General features: G+C 71.7%; 12 protein-coding genes. 7 read left to right on the forward strand and 5 right to left on the reverse strand.

The features are described 5' to 3' along the window. Positions 1 to 76 precede the first annotated feature (76 nt). The gene (locus NAEX_RS05355) at positions 77 to 1,537 is read left to right on the forward strand and encodes a hypothetical protein (RefSeq protein WP_096326444.1); all 1,461 of its coding nucleotides are present in this window, start codon (positions 77 to 79) and stop codon (positions 1,535 to 1,537) included. A gap of 207 nt (positions 1,538 to 1,744) precedes the next feature. Here NAEX_RS05355 and NAEX_RS05360 read toward each other — a convergent pair whose 3' ends face one another. The 5 genes from NAEX_RS05360 to NAEX_RS05375 form a co-directional block, all read right to left on the reverse strand. Then, positions 1,745 to 2,824, reverse strand: coding sequence for a hypothetical protein (locus NAEX_RS05360; RefSeq protein ID WP_096326445.1), 1,080 nt, complete (start codon positions 2,822 to 2,824; stop codon positions 1,745 to 1,747). A gap of 7 nt (positions 2,825 to 2,831) precedes the next feature. Further along, the gene (gene pncA / locus NAEX_RS05365; RefSeq protein WP_096326446.1) at positions 2,832 to 3,449 is read right to left on the reverse strand and encodes a bifunctional nicotinamidase/pyrazinamidase; all 618 of its coding nucleotides are present in this window, start codon (positions 3,447 to 3,449) and stop codon (positions 2,832 to 2,834) included. Positions 3,450 to 3,451: 2 nt separating this feature from the next. Beyond that, positions 3,452 to 3,619, reverse strand: a complete 168-nt coding sequence (locus tag NAEX_RS49690; RefSeq protein WP_170135483.1) for a hypothetical protein — start codon at positions 3,617 to 3,619, stop codon at positions 3,452 to 3,454. Beyond that, positions 3,616 to 5,058: a nicotinate phosphoribosyltransferase gene (locus tag NAEX_RS05370; RefSeq protein WP_245913615.1), complete on the reverse strand. Its 1,443-nt coding sequence runs from the start codon at positions 5,056 to 5,058 to the stop codon at positions 3,616 to 3,618. Before NAEX_RS05370 ends, NAEX_RS49690 begins: the two co-directional genes overlap by 4 nt. Positions 5,059 to 5,410: 352 nt before the next feature. Continuing rightward, positions 5,411 to 6,118, reverse strand: a complete 708-nt coding sequence (locus tag NAEX_RS05375) for a matrixin family metalloprotease (protein ID WP_096326447.1) — start codon at positions 6,116 to 6,118, stop codon at positions 5,411 to 5,413. Positions 6,119 to 6,331: 213 nt separating this feature from the next. Here NAEX_RS05375 and NAEX_RS47335 point away from each other — a divergent pair, with 213 nt between their 5' ends. The 6 genes from NAEX_RS47335 to NAEX_RS05405 all read left to right on the forward strand — a co-directional run bounded on the left by NAEX_RS47335 (position 6,332) and on the right by NAEX_RS05405 (position 14,737). Continuing rightward, positions 6,332 to 7,552 (forward strand): hypothetical protein, encoded by a 1,221-nt coding sequence (locus NAEX_RS47335; RefSeq protein ID WP_143140766.1) that lies wholly within the window; start codon positions 6,332 to 6,334, stop codon positions 7,550 to 7,552. Between the two features lie 100 nt (positions 7,553 to 7,652). Beyond that, the gene (locus tag NAEX_RS05385; RefSeq protein ID WP_170135484.1) at positions 7,653 to 8,693 is read left to right on the forward strand and encodes an aromatic ring-hydroxylating dioxygenase subunit alpha; all 1,041 of its coding nucleotides are present in this window, start codon (positions 7,653 to 7,655) and stop codon (positions 8,691 to 8,693) included. After that, positions 8,690 to 9,493, forward strand: coding sequence for a DUF434 domain-containing protein (locus NAEX_RS49695; RefSeq protein WP_170135485.1), 804 nt, complete (start codon positions 8,690 to 8,692; stop codon positions 9,491 to 9,493). The genes NAEX_RS05385 and NAEX_RS49695 overlap by 4 nt, the downstream gene beginning before the upstream one ends. Positions 9,494 to 9,532: 39 nt before the next feature. Next, on the forward strand, positions 9,533 to 10,783 hold the full coding sequence (locus tag NAEX_RS05395; protein WP_143140765.1) for a hypothetical protein: 1,251 nt from the start codon (positions 9,533 to 9,535) through the stop codon (positions 10,781 to 10,783). Between the two features lie 321 nt (positions 10,784 to 11,104). Next, complete coding sequence (locus NAEX_RS05400) at positions 11,105 to 13,399, forward strand: DUF1588 domain-containing protein (protein WP_170135486.1); 2,295 nt, start codon at positions 11,105 to 11,107, stop codon at positions 13,397 to 13,399. 18 nt (positions 13,400 to 13,417) lie between these two features. Beyond that, on the forward strand, positions 13,418 to 14,737 hold the full coding sequence (locus NAEX_RS05405) for a DUF1501 domain-containing protein (RefSeq protein WP_096326452.1): 1,320 nt from the start codon (positions 13,418 to 13,420) through the stop codon (positions 14,735 to 14,737). The last annotated feature ends 75 nt before the right edge of the window (positions 14,738 to 14,812 follow it).

A 14,812-nucleotide genomic window follows, 5' to 3' on the forward strand; every position in this document is an offset into this window, starting at 1 on the left:
TTTCTGTCGACCCCATCCGCGCGGCCGCGCGTGCGCGCTGGCGCACCCGCCGGGCTCCGGGGCATCCTCGTGGCCGATGCACCCTGCGCGCGTCCTCCCCGTGGTCGTCCTCCTCTCGGTCCGCTGCACCGACGAGCAGCCCAGCGGCTTCTCCGCCACCACCCCCGCGGACACCACCGCCCCGATCACCAACCCGCAGAGCAGCTTCCCCGACGCCACCGACACCGTCGATCCGCCGACCACCACCACCGGCGAGCCGACCACCACGACCACCGGCACCACCGACGCGCTCACCGGCACCACCACCGACGCCGCCTCCACGAGCACGACCTCGACCTCGACCACCACGACCTCGACGACCGTCGAGACCGCGACGACCGGCCCCGACACCACCGCGGGCGTGTGCGGCGACGGCGTCGTCGCCCGCGGCGAGGTGTGCGACGACGGCGACGCCGACGACGCCGACGCCTGCCTCGGCGACTGTACTTCGGGACAGGCGCTGCTCGTCCTCGCCGGCGCCGGCACCGGCCCCGCCCTGGCCGCCCGCTTCGTCCCCGGCCCCGGCTGGAGCGTCGGCGAGCTCGACGTCGATCTCGGCGAGACCGCCCTCGTCGCCACCCACCTCGGGGCGCTCGGCGCCGGCCGGCGCGCCACCGCCGACGTCGACGCCGAGAACGAGCTGTTCTACACGACATGGTCCAAAGGACAGCCGGACGACTGGGCCCCGGCCCAGGCGATCGGCGCGTTCGGCTTCGGCATCGACGGCCCCGCCCTGGCCGCCGTCGCCGAGACCGTCACGCTCGCGTTCCTCGGCACCGACTTCAAGCACTACACCGCCCTGTGGACCGACGGCGCCTGGGCCCCGTTCGCCCCGCTGCCCGCCGGGATGCCGCAGGTCCAGGCGTTCGGCCCCAGCGCCGCCGTGCTCGCGCCCGGCACGGTCGAGACCTACGCCGCCTACGCCGGCGACAACGGCAAGATCTTTTACAGCCTCAAGTCCTCGCCCGGCGGCGCCTGGCAGCCGTCGATGCAGGCCCCGCCGCCGCTGGTCGTCTCGGGCCTCACCCCCGCCGCGCTGGTCGACGCCGAGGGCGACCTGCTGCTCGCCTACGTGCGCGCGGCCGACGGCAAGATCGCCGTCGTCAAGCTGCTCACCCCGCAGAACGCCTGGACCGTCGAGACCGTCGTCGACGACCTCGCCATCACCGCCAGCGAGCTCGCCTTCGTCGCCGCCGACGACGGCGCCTACTACCTCGCCTGGAGGGGCTACGACGACGAGGGCGTCTACGCCGTGCGCGGCCTCGACCACGACGACTGGGGCGCCCCCTTCACCGTCGCCGAGCCCGCCACTGCCACCCTCCCCCCGGCCCTCGCGCGCGGGACCGTCGGCGCCGACGCCGAGCTGGTCTACGTCACCGGCGGCGCCCTCCAGCACGTCCGGCTCGTCGACGAGGACCCGAGCCCGCCGGCCGCCGTCCCCGGCGCCACCGGCCTGAAGGCGCGCCCCGCCGCCGCCCGCGTCCAGCTCGGCGGCTGAGCCGCGACCGTCCGTGCATCTGTCTCTCAGGACATTTTTTAAAAGACATGTCCATGGGATCATGGTCCAACGGACATGCCCTTTCGAACATCATGCTCGCGGACCGACCGGCTCGTCCAGCCGGGCTCCGGCGCCTGGCAGGTCCTGTCCCGGGGACATGCCGAGGTCGGCCGACGGGATGCGTCGGCGACCTGCGACGTCGCCGTCTCAGCGCAGCTGCACCTCGACGCCCACCAGCACTTGTCCGCCGAACCGCGCCGCCTCGTGGACCTTCACGCCGCCGGCCGTCACGAAGCTCGGCCGCAGCAGCGCCGCGATCGCGTCCGCCCCCAGCCACAGCCCGACGCGCCCGCGCGGCCGCCACGCCACCGCCGCCCCGACCGTCGCCGCCAGCCAGGGCGAGCGCGCCGTCGTCGTCGTCACCAGGTCGGTGCCGCGGCCGCGGCCCTCCATCGCCCCGAACTGCAGGCCCACGCACAGCGGCACCTCGACCGCGCCGCGGCGCAGCACCGGGCACCCGCGCAGCTCGACCGCCCCCGCCTGGAACAGCCCGCCGATCGCAGCCGTCCCGCCCGTCACCGGCGGCGCGTACAGCCCTCCCAGCTCCGCCCGCCAGCGCTTGCCGCTCAGGCTCAGCGCCAGGCTTACCGCCGCGCTCGGCCGCGGCAGCAGCCGGGCGAAGCTCACCCCGGCCGCCGCGCGCAGGCCCAACTGCACGCGCCGGGGCTTCTCCGCGGGGGCCGGCCGCGCCGCGGGCGGCGGCGGCGGATCGGCCACCGGCGCCTCCATCTCGTCGGGCGCGTCCGGCCCGGCCCTTGGCCCTTCGGACATGTCCTTGACCATCTGCTCGCTCGGACCTGCCCCTTGCGACATGTCGTTCGCGCCCTGCTCTCCCGCACCTGCCCCCGGCGCCACGTCGGGCGGCGGCGCCGGCACCACCCCCGCGCCGCCCGCCAGCGCCGCGCGTGGGTCGACCGCGATCGCCACCACCAGCGCGGCGGCCTCGACCAACTCGTCGCAGCGCGGGGCGGACAGCTCGCGCCGCCCGCCGCCGGTCGCACCGGTCAGCTCGAGTGTCAGCGCCCAGCGCCCCGGCGCCGCCTCGCGGACGGTCGCGCGGGCCGTCAGGCTGGCGCGGTCGGCCGCCTCCTGCCCGGTCCGCCGGATCACGCGCGCGTACACCTCGGCCTCGTCCGGGCAGCCCGGCGGGGCCGTCCAGTCGAGCGCCAGGCCCGGGGGCGGCTCGGCCGCAGCGACGATCGTCGCCGCCATCAGCACGGCGAGCATCGTCGCGTCAGCCTAGCAGATCTGCGCTGCGGCGCACCGCGCCGCCGGCTGCACGCACCTCGTCCAGCGCGGCCGCCACGTCGCCGGGTCGCAGCTCGACCCCGCGGCAGCCGTCCTCGACCAGCGTCGTCGCCATCCCCAGCGACAGGGCGTCGAGCGCCGTGAACTTCACGCAATAGTCCGTGGCCAGCCCGAGCACCACCGCCTCGCGGACCTCGTGGGCCCGCAGGTACTCGCCGAGCCCGGTCGAGCGCCGGCGGCCGTTGTCGAAGAACCCGCTGTACGAGTCGACCTCCGCGTCGACCCCCTTGACGAAGATCTGCGCCACCGGCCCCTGCTGCAGCGTCCCCGCGAACTCGGCCCCGCGCGTGCCCTGCACGCAGTGCGTCGGCCACAACACCTGCTGCAGCCCCGCCAGCGTCACCACCTCGCCCGGCGCCCGCCCCGCGTGATTGGCGGCGAAGCTCCCGTGATCGGGCGGGTGCCAGTCCTGCGTCGCCACCACGAGCGGGAACAGGGGCATCAGCGCGTTGGCCACCGCGATCACGCGATCGCCCTCCGGCACCGCCAGCGCCCCGCCGGGCAAGAAGTCGTTCTGGATGTCGACCAGGATCAGCGCCCGCATGCTCACCGCCCCCTCCACGCCCCGGCCTTCGATCTGGCCTTCAGGTCAGCCGGCCCCTGGATGTCGTTCTGGATGCCGAGCCGCGCATCGGCCACCGACCCGGCCTTCAGGTCCGTTTGCGGCGAAAAGGCGCTCCGTACGTCGACCACGCCCGCCGCCGGCACGCTCACCGCTCCCTCCGCGCCTCGGCCATCAACCTGGCCTTCAGGTCAGCCAGCGGTCGGTCGAGCGCCACCGGGTAGGACGTCGGCGCGTCGAGCCGGCGCACCGCCGGGTCGAGCCGCTGCAGCTGCGCCTGCGCCCGCGCCCGCACCTCGACCAGCGGCGGCGGCTCGTACACCGGCCGGCCCGCGCGCAGCACCGGCACCAGCAGGTCCTCCACGCTCGCCCCGGCCGGCGGCGCGAACTCCCCCGCCGCGTCGACGCGGGCGCCCGCGCCGTGCAGCCCGAGCCCCTCCTCGTAGATCACGTCGCCGAGCAGCCGCCCCGCCGGGTCGGCGTAGCGCCGCACCTGCTGCACCCCCGGGTTCGACACCTTGACTGGCTCTTCGGACAGCTTGATGCGGTACTCCCAGCCCGCGCGCCCGCGCAGCGCCGCCAGCTTGTACACCCCGCCGAGCGCCGGCTGGTCGTACGCCGTCACCAGCCGCGTGCCCACGCCCCACACCCCGATCGCCGCGCCCTTGGCCTTGAGCGCCGCGATCTCGCGCTCGTCGAGGTCGTTGCTGGCGACGATCGCCGCCTGCTCGAGCCCGGCCGCGTCGAGGATCTCGCGCGCCGCGACGCTGAGCGCCGCGAGGTCGCCAGAGTCGAGGCGGACCCCCGCCATCGCGTGCCCACGCGCCGCCAGCAGCTTGCCGACCTCGGCCGCGCGCCGCACCCCTTCGAGCGTGTCGTAGGTGTCGACCAGGAACGTGCAGTTGTTCGGCAGCGACTCGGCGTAGGCCGCGAACGCCTCGCGCTCGCCAGCGAACGACATCACCCAGCTGTGCGCGTGCGTCCCCCGGACCGGGATCCCGTAGCGCATCCCCGCGAGCACGTTCGAGGTCGCCGCGCACCCGCCGATGTACGCCGCGCGCGAGGCCGTCAGCGCCCCGTCGCAGCCCTGCGCCCGCCGCAGCCCGAACTCGACCACCGGCTGGCCGCCGGCGGCCTCGCAGATCCGCGCCGCCTTGGTCGCGATCAGCGTCGAGAAGTTGATGAAGTTGAGCAGCGGCGTCTCGAGCAGCTGGCACTGCGCCAGCGGCCCGCGCACCCGCAGCAGCGGCTCGTGGGGGAACACCGGCGTCCCCTCCGGCACCGCCTCGACGTCGAGCGACAGCCGCAGCGACGCCAGGTAGTCCAAAAACCCCGGCTCGAGCAGGCGCGCGCCGTCGTTGCCGCGCAGCGTGCCGAGGTAGGCCACGTCCTCCGGCGTGAACCGGAACTCGGCCATGTACTGCAGCGCCTCCTGCAACCCGGCCGCGATCGCATGCGCCCCGCGGAACGGCGCCCGGCGGAAGAACAGGTTGAACACCGCCTCTTCGTCCGCGCGCCCCAGCTTCCAGTAGCCGCAGGCCATCGTGACTTGATAGAGGTCCGTCAACAGCGCCAGCGAGCCGGGCGACACGGGTTTCGGGGTAGCGCGGCGGCCCTGCCCGCGTCAAGGCGCGAACGCTCGCCGACGCCGCGCGATCGATCGCCGCGCGTCAAACCGCGCACGCACCGTCCCTGTGTCCTGCACGTCCCGCGTCAAACCGCGCACGCGCTCGGCCCCGCGACCCCATCGAGGCCCTCACGTTCACGCCCAGCTTGCACGTACACCCTCGGCTCCTCGCGCCCGAAGGTACGCCGCCTGCGACGACGACCAAGACCATCCCTGCGCCTCTCTCGAACACCACCGCCCGCGGACGCAGGGGCGCGTCGAGCAGCGCGGTATGCCGCGCCCACATCCCTCGCCGCATCGTCGACGCCGACGTCTCTCACCGCGCCTTCGCGTCTCCGAGCACCGCCGCGCGCGGACGCAGGGGCGCGCGCTCGTCGAGCAGCGCCGTACACCCGGGCCCCGGCCCGCCGGTCGACGCGTCGGTGTTGTCGATCTTGCCCTCGGCGTCGAGCATCACGCAGCGCGGCTCCTCGCAGTGGTCGAGCCCCAGCACGTGGCCCACCTCGTGGACCGCCGTGTTGATCACCCGCCACGCGATGAGCCGCTCGTCCTTCGTCTTGCGCCACAATCGGTGCCCCGACACCACCGCCGCCGTCCCGCCGAGCTCGCCGAGCCCGAACACGCCCCAGTCGGCGAACTTGCCCTTGCTCGTCGAGATGTCGACCGACGTGAGCCCGAGGATCCGCGTCCCTCGCGGCGCCGACGCCACCTGTTCGCCGAGGTGCTCCAGCAGCGCGTCGGCTCGGTAGCGCTTGCGCGGCGCGTACCAGGCCGACCTCGGCAACGCGATCGGCGACCGCCGCCGCACCTCCACTTGATACGTCGAGCGCAGCGCCGCCTCGACGCCGTCGACCAACGCCTCCGGGAATTCACCCAAAACCACCAGCACCACCACCGCCCGGATCTGCGGCGCTTGCACGCTCGCAGCGACGTCTCCGGGGATCTCCGCAGCGGACTCGGGCGTGGGCCCCGTGGCCCGGGCCGCCAGCGCCGCCGCGCACAAGGTCGCGAGCAAGGAGGGCATGTGGAGGCAACGCAGGGCGGCCCGATCCTATTCAGGCGTGGGCGGCGGTCCGACGACCTGCCGCCACCCGGGCCTGCAACCGTCATCGCCACCTGCACACCTGGCCGTGAACCCGGTCACGCGGCCGGTCTTGTCGCCCGCGCGCGCCAGCGCGCCGGCCTGCGCCCACGTTTGTACCGAAATTGTTACGCTGCGCGCATGAAAGAACTATCCATGAACCGCACCGCATGGGCGCTCGCCGTGGTGCTCGTCGGCTGCGGCGACGACGGCGGCGTCACCGGCGCCATCACCGACAACGGCACCGGCAGCAACACCGACGTCACGACCACCGACACCACCACCACCACCCACGGCGCCAGCATGAGCGCCACCGAGGAGCCGACGGTGGGCGGCACCATGGGTCAGACCGAGTCGCAGGGCACGAGCGAGGACACGACGACCACGCCGCCCACCTCGACCACGACCGAGTCGATGACCGGGACCACGACGATGGGCGTCGACACGACCACCGGGCCCGACACGACCACCACCACCGACACCACCACCACCGACACCACTACCACCACCGACACCACCACCACCAGCACGTCGACCACCGACGACACCTCGACCACCACCGACTCGACCACCGGCGAAGATCCGGGCCCGTGCGCGTGTCCGGACATCGAGGTCCCGCTCGACGACGGCATCTTCGTCCTCTCGGACGACTCCGAGCTGTGGAAGTACTACCCGGAGACCAACAGCTTCACGATGCTGGGCAGCTTCAACTGCGGCGGCATGACCAGCACCTTCTCGATGGCCGTCGACCGCCTCGGCTTCGCGTGGGTCATGTTCAACACCCCCGCCGGCGAGATCTGGAAGATCGACGTCACCGACCCGAACAACTGCATCGACCCCGGCTACAACCCGAACCAGCAGGGCATCGGATACTTCGGCATGGCGTTCGTGTCGAACAGCCAGTTCGACCAGTGTGACCGCATGTACGGCAACTCGTTCGACGGCTTCGGCGGCTTCAGCGAGGGCCCGGGCATCGGCGACTTCCTCAGCGTCGACCCCGACAGCCTGCTCATCGACATCATCTCGCCGACCGACTTCAACGGCGCCGAGATGACCGGCACCGGCGACGGCCGCGTGTTCTCGTTCGGCGGCGTCCCCTCGAAGCTCGTCGAGCGCGACAAGCTCACCGGCGCGGTGGTCGACACCTTCCCGCTGCAGAACCTGCCGCTGACCAACGCCTTCGCCTTCGCCTTCTTCGGCGGCGACTTCTACTTCTTCACCGAGAGCGCCAACCCGCTGGTCAGCAAGGTCACCCACCTCGACTACGACGACAGCGACATGGACGGCCAGCAGCAGCTGACCACCATCAACAACAACGCCCCGATCCGCATCGTCGGCGCCGGCGTCTCGACCTGCGCCCCGTTCGCGCCGATGTAGTCCGCGCGCCCCAGGCCCGCGCCGCTCGTCCGCGCGGCGGCTGGTCCGCCGCGCGGGCCGGCGTTGGCGCCCGCCCGCGGTCGCGTGCTACACCGCGGGCGTGCTGCGGAACTTCTGGTACGCCTGTCACCGCTCGGCCGAGATCGGCAACCAGCCGACCCGGCTGCGCATGCTCGGCCACGACTTCGTGCTGTGGCGGGACGGCGGCGGCCGCGTCGTCGCCCTCGACGACCGCTGCCCGCACCGCGGTGCTTCCCTGTCTCAGGGGACATGTTCCGGCGGCCACATCGTGTGTCCCTACCACGGCTGGGCCTTCGACGCCGGCGGCGCCTGCGTGCGGATCCCGGCCAACACCGGCGACGCTCGCATCCCGCGCAAGGCCCTGGTGCGCAGCTACCCGACGGAGGAGCGCCACGGCTGGGTGTGGCTGTTCGTCGGCGACTTGCCCGAGGCCGAGCGCCCGCCGATCCCGCCGCTGCCGGAGTACGGCCGGCCCGGGTGGAAGGCCATCCACGGCGACTTCCTCTGGCACGCGCACTACACCCGCGTGGTCGAGAACGGCATGGACATCGCCCACGCCCCGTTCGTCCACTCGCGCTCGTTCGGCAACCCCGCGCGGCCCGAGGTCGCCGACTACGTCGTCGAGCCGCACCCGTGGGGCGCCAGCGCCTCGGTCGAGCTCGTCGCCCCGCCGCCCGGCGGCCTGTGGTCGCTCGTGCTGCCGAAGGAGCGTCCGCCGGTCAAGACCCGCGTCGCCTTCTACATGCCGTGCTGCACCCGCCTCGACCTCGACCTCGGCGGCATGAAGATGATCGTCTTCAGCAGCAACATCCCGATCGACGAGGAGCACACGCTGACCCGCTGGATCATGCTGCGCGACTTCTTCACCGGCGCCTGGGCCGACGGCAACGCCAGGAAGCGCACCCACCGGATCTTCCTCGAGGACCAGCCGATCGTCGAGGCGCAGCGGCCCCGAGCTGTCCCTTTGGACATGAGCCGGGAGGTCCACGCCAAGAGCGACGCCATCCCCCTGGTGTTCCGCAAGCTGCGGCGCGAGTGCCTGGTCGAGCGCGGCTGGGGCCTGCGCTGGGACGAACCCGAAGCCGCCGCGCCCGCGCAACTGGTCGCCATCCGCGCATGACCGAGCTGTGCCGCCGCGCCCGCTCCACCGGCGACGACCGCCTGTTCGGCGAGGCCGCCCGCCCGGCCCTGCGCAGCGCCGTCGCCGACCTCTCGTGGCTGCTCGGCCGCGGCTACAGCGGCGACGCGGCGCTCAAGCTGGTCGGCGACAAACATGTCCTTTCAGCCAGGCAGCGGATGGCCGTGCTGCGCTCGGCCTGCAGCGACGAGGCGCTCGCGCGGCGCCGCGCCACCCGCGTCGAGCTGCCCGATCTCGCCGGCGCCGACCTCGCGATCGACGGCCTCAACGCGCTCATCCTCGTCGAGTCGGCGCTGTCGCACGGCGTCGTGTTACGCGGCCGTGACGGAGCGCTGCGCGACCTCGCGGCCGTCCACGGCGCCTACGAGCAGGTGCTCGAGACCAGCTTCGCCGTCGACGCGATCGCGCGCCTCCTGCACGGCGACGGCGCGCCCGCGCCCGCACAGGTCGTGTGGTACCTGGACCGACCTGTCGCCGGCAGCGGTCGTCTCCGCGCGCTGCTCGAGGCTCGCGCCGAGCAGCGCGGCCTGCCGTGGACCGTCCAGCTCGTGCATCACCCCGATCCTATATTGGCGCAGCACCCCGGCGTGGTCGCCACCAGCGACGCGTGGATCCTCGACCGCTGCGCGCGCTGGATCGACCTCCTCGGTGCGCTCCTTCGGGGTCCCACCGAATCCTCGCACGCGCTCCCGCAAGAGGGTCCGGTGCTCGCCGCGAGGCCTGACCTGTGGCTGCTCGACCTCTCCGACGAAGCAGCGCCGCCGCGAGCAGACCTCGGGTGACCTTCTGAAGCGACTTCACTTCGGGTATACGGGTTGTTCGTGACGATCGCTTCTCTTCGGCTCCCCCTCGTCCGCTCGTTCTTCCTCGCCGCGGCCGTGCTCGTACCTGGCTGTCAGGACACCTCCGCCGTCTACGCCCTGATCGGGCCCGAGGGCGGCGAGCTGGCGCTCGAGGAGGGCCCGACGATCAAATTTCCCGCCGGCGCGCTGGTCACGACGCGCCAGATCGTCATCCGTCCCGTCGACGACGACCTCTCGCGCGGCGACTTCAAGCAGTCCGGCGGCGCCTATCGCATCGAGCCGACCGACCTCGACCTGCGGATCCCCGCCGAGGTCACCTTCGGCGGCGACGTGCCGAAGCAGCCCTCGATCTTGTGGCAGCGCGGCGAGGGCCGCGTCGTCTCGCACGCCGCCGCCGACGACCGCGCCGTCGCGTACATCGGCGCGCTCGGCGTCATCGCCCTCGCGGCCGGCGGCGAGGTCGCGGCCACCGTCGACGAGCCGATGCTCGCGCGCGTGCCGGCCGACGTCGACTACGGCAAGCCGCTCGTCGACATCGCCACCGTCAAGGTCTCGCCGAAGGGCACCTCGATGCTCGACATCGGCTTCACCGTGTATGACCCGATGGGCATGTCCAATCGGCCGCTCAACGGCGACGGCAGCCGCTACTGCGGCCTCAAGTTCGCCAGCGTGCAGGGCGGCAGCATCAGCGCCGGCTGTTCGGGCGGCCTGGCCACCGGCTCGGTGATCGTCAGCAGCGCCCAGGTCACCGTCGACGCGGTGCCGTTCTTGCTCGGCAAGGTCGAGGGCGCGACGCTGGTCGAGGTCCAGGTCGGCAGCGGAGATCTCGCGCACAGCGTCGGCTACCTGCCGTTCATCACCGGCGCCTGTTACCTCGAGAGCTGCTCGGGCCACGGCGCGTGCGACAGCTCGAGCGGCGCGCCCGTGTGCATGTGCGACGAGGGCTACGCCTCGCCGATGGAAGATCCCCTGGCCTGCAATTGCGTGCCGAACTGCGACGGCCGGATGTGCGGCGACGACGGCTGCGGCGGCTCGTGTGGCGGCTGCGGCGAGGGCCAGAACTGCAACGAGGGCCAGTGCGAGGGCGAGCCGCCGCCGGAGACGACGGGCCCCGACACGACCACGACGACGGGTCCGGACACCACCACGAGCACGGGTCCGGACACCACCACCGACGACACGACCACGACGACGACGTCCACGACGACCGGCGACATGTCGACCACCGACGACACGTCTTCGTCGACGACCACCACCTCCACCACTTAGCGCCGCGCGGCGGATCTCCGTCGCGGTGAGCTCCGCCGTCGTCGCCAGCCCGCAGCGCACCGATGCGAGCATTCGGCCGTCATGGTCGCGTCCCCCCAGACGCGCATGACGGCCGCGTCGCGCCGGCAATTCGGGCTTTCGCACAAGCTGTCCCTTCGGACATCTCGCCATCGTCGCCCTCGGGTTTTCCCGCCGGCCCATGAGCCGGCGCGCCGCGATCGGTTTCGCCCCGCCTGCGGCGCTTGCAGGGGCTGCGCATACGCCTTTACGATGCCCCGGTGGCGAGCATGCGTCTCGCCCCTTCGCACGAGGAGTCGCACGATGACCCGTTCCCACCCGAAACGAACCAGCGAGCTGGTCACCCGCGCGGCGCTGGTCGCCGTGACCGGCGCCGGCTTCGGCCTCGGACTGTCCGCCTGCTCCGACGTCACTGACGGCGAGTGTGTCCCCACCGACGTGTTCTTCCGCGAGAAGGTCTGGGCGCCGACGCTCGCTGCGACCTGCAGCTCGTGTCACAGCTCGACCGGCGCCGCCAAGCACACCAAGTTCGTGCTGACTCCCAAGGAAGTGCCCGGCTACCTCGAGGCCAACATGAAGTTGGTCCAGGACCTGGCGCGCTACGAGGTCGACGGCCTGCCGCTGATCCTGGCCAAGCCCTCGATGCGCGTCGAGCACGAGGGCGGCCTCCAGCTCAAGCCCGACAGCCAGGAGTACAACGACCTGCAGGCGCTGCTGAAGCGCTTCGACAACCCGGTCGAGTGCGAGGGCGCGGTCAACCTCGGCAACTACTTCGACGACGTCGAGCTGCTCGACGAGGTCGACACCCTGCGCAAGGCCACCCTCGCGCTGGCCGGGCGCCTGCCGACGCCAGAGGAGTACGAGGCCGTCCGCGGCTTCGGCATCGACCAGCTCGACCCGGTGCTCGACGCGGTGATGAAGGAGGACGCGTTCATCGACCGCGTCGTCGAGATCTACAACGACGTGTTTTTGACCGACCGCTACCTCGGCGGCAACGGGGCCGTCGAGCTGCTCAACGCCGAGAAGTACCCCGACGCCTACTGGTTCGAGGGCCAGCCGGACGACGTGCGCGAGCAGTACCGCTGGTACACCAACACCGGCGTCGCCCGCGAGGCGCTCAACCTGGTCGCGTGGATCGTCAAGAACGACCTCTCCTACAAGGAGATCGTCGAGGCCGACTACATGGTCTTCACGCCGTTCTCGGCCAAGGCCTACGGCGTCGACGTCAAGTTCAACGACCCGAACGACTGGAAGGAGCTCGCGCCCGGCAAGCTGCCCGGCATCCCGCACGCCGGCGTGCTGACCTCGGCGATGTGGCTGAACCGCTTCCCGACCACGCCGACCAACCGCAACCGCCACCGCGCGCGGATGACCTACAAGTTCTTCCTCGCCACCGACGTGCTGCGACTCGGCGAGCGGCCGATCGACCCGACCGCGATCAAGACGCCGAACGCCACGCGCGAGAACCCGAACTGCAACGTCTGCCACAACGTCATCGACCCGGTCGCCGGCTCGTTCCAGAACTTCAACGACAGGGGCGACTACCAGCCGCAGGCCGAGACCGAGGCGGGGGTCTGGTACCCGGAGATGCTGCTGCCCGGCTTCGGCGAGAAGCAGATGCCCGAGAGCGAGACCGCCAAGTCGGAGCAGTGGCTCGCCAAGCAGCTGACCGCCGACGACCGCTTCGCCCAGTCCGCCGTCAACATCGTGTGGCGCGGCCTCACCGGGGTGGAGCCGCTCAACGAGCCGTTCGACGCCGCCATGCCCGGCTTCGAGGAGGCGCTCAAGGCCTTCGAGGTCCAGGACCGCGTCATCAAGGGCATCGCCAAGAAGTTCAAGGAGAACAACTACAACCTCAAGATCGTGTTCCGCGAGATCATCAAGACGGACTACTTCCGCGCGAAGAACGTCCGCGGCGAGGTCGACGAGGTCCGCGCCCGCGAGCTGGCGCAGCTCGGCACGGCGCAGCACCTGTCGCCCGAGCAGCTCGCGCGCAAGATCGAGGCCGTCACCGGCTACCCGTGGCGCTACGGCGTCAACGACGCCGACCTGCTGCTCAACGAGAACGAGTACAAGATCTTCTACGGCGGCATCGACTCCGACTCGATCGTCAACCGGATCACCGAGCCGAACGGCATCATGGCGAACATCGCCCTGCGCATGTCGAACGAGATGGCCTGCCGCGCCACCTCGCGTGACTTCGCCAAGGACCCGTCGGACCGCCTGCTGTTCCCGTACGTCGAGACCAGCTTCGTCCCGCAGGACGACAACGGCTTCGCCGTCCCGGCCGTCAACGACGCCATCCGGGCCAACATCCAGCACCTGTACGACCACGTGCTGGGCGAGCACTACGACATCGGCGACCCCGAGATCGACGCCGCCTACAACCTGTTCTTCGAGATCTGGCAGGACGGCAAGGCGGGCCTGGCCGCCGGCACGTACACGGCCGACCCGCCGTGCCGGGCCGAGAACGACTGGTGGACCGGCAACCCGCTGCCCGAGGAGAACCGGATCACCCAGGACAACGACTACACCATCCGCGCGTGGATGGGCGTCCTCGCCTACATGCTGTCGGATTACCGCTTCCTGCACGAATAGGCCCCGAAGGAGGACATCATGGACCGTCGTAATTTCTTCAAGCTCATGTCCCTCGCGGGCCTCGCGGCCGTGTCCCCGACCGTGTTCGCAGGCCGGCGCCCGGGCGCCATCAAGAACCCGAACCTGCCGCCGCTGGCGGAGACCTACAGCGGCCCGCTGTGGGTGTTCCTCAACGCCGGCGGCGGGTGGGACCCGACCTCGCTGTGCGATCCGAAGGGCGGCAAGGGCCCCGACGATCCGGAGGCGATGAACCGGGCCTTCACGTTCGACCAGATCGAGGCCGCGGGCAACATCAAGTACCCGAACATCGGCACGATGGAGAGCCCGACCGCCTACCAGGACTTCTTCCAGAAGCACTACAAGCGGCTGCGCGTGATCAACGGCCTCGACATGCAGACGAACGGCCACGACAGCGGCTCGCGCCACTGCTGGTCGGGCCGCCTCGCCGAGGGCTACCCCAGCCTCGCCGCCCTGATCGCCGCCGTGCACGGCCACGCGCTGCCGATGAGCTACCTCAGCTTCGGCGGCTTCGACGACACGCAGGGCCAGGTCGCACGCACGCGCTCGGGCAACACCGCCGCCCTCGCTCGCATCGCCTACCCCGACCGCGCCAACCCGGAGGACGAGAACAGCCTGTTCCACTCCCCGGTCGCCAACGACCTGATCCGCAAGGCCCAGGAGGCGCGCAAGGAGCGGCTCCTCGCCACCGAGCAGCTGCCGCGCGTACAGAACGCGATCAGCAACCTGTACGCCTCGCGCACCGGCAGCAACGAGCTGAAGAAGCTGCAGCAGTACCTGCCGGACGAGCTCGACAACGGCCCGAACCCGCTGCGTCGCCAGATCCAGGTCGCGCTGGCCGCCTTCCGCGCCGGCATCACGATCTCGATCAACCTCGACATCGGCGGCTTCGACACCCACGGCAACCACGACGAGAGCCACATCCCGCGGCTGGTCCAGATCCTCGACGGCCTCGACTTCCTGTGGACCGAGGCCGAGATGCAGGGCATCGGCGACAACTTCGTCGTCCTGTGCGGCTCCGACTTCGGCCGCACCCCCGGCTACAACGACACCAACGGCAAGGACCACCACTCCATCACCAGCCTCATGATGATGGGCAAGGGCATCGGCGGGAACAAGGTCATCGGCGGCTCCGACGAGCGCCACGGGGCCTACAGCTGGGACCCCAAGACGCTCCAGCAGAGCGAGTCGGGCATCCACATCGAGCCGCGCCACGTCCACGCCAACCTGCGGCGCCTGGCCCGCATCGACGGCCACGACCTCATGAAGCAGTTCCCGATCGCCATCGAGAAGGGCGACGAGATGGACCTCCTCGCCTGATCCTGCGGGCGAGCGGCCCTCCCAGCGCGAGCGGCGTCCAGGCAGCCTTCGGGCTCCTGGAGCCGCTCGCGGCGC

The sequence above is a fragment of the Nannocystis exedens genome (genome assembly GCF_002343915.1).
Taxonomy (GTDB): Bacteria; Myxococcota_A; Polyangia; order Nannocystales; family Nannocystaceae; genus Nannocystis; species Nannocystis exedens.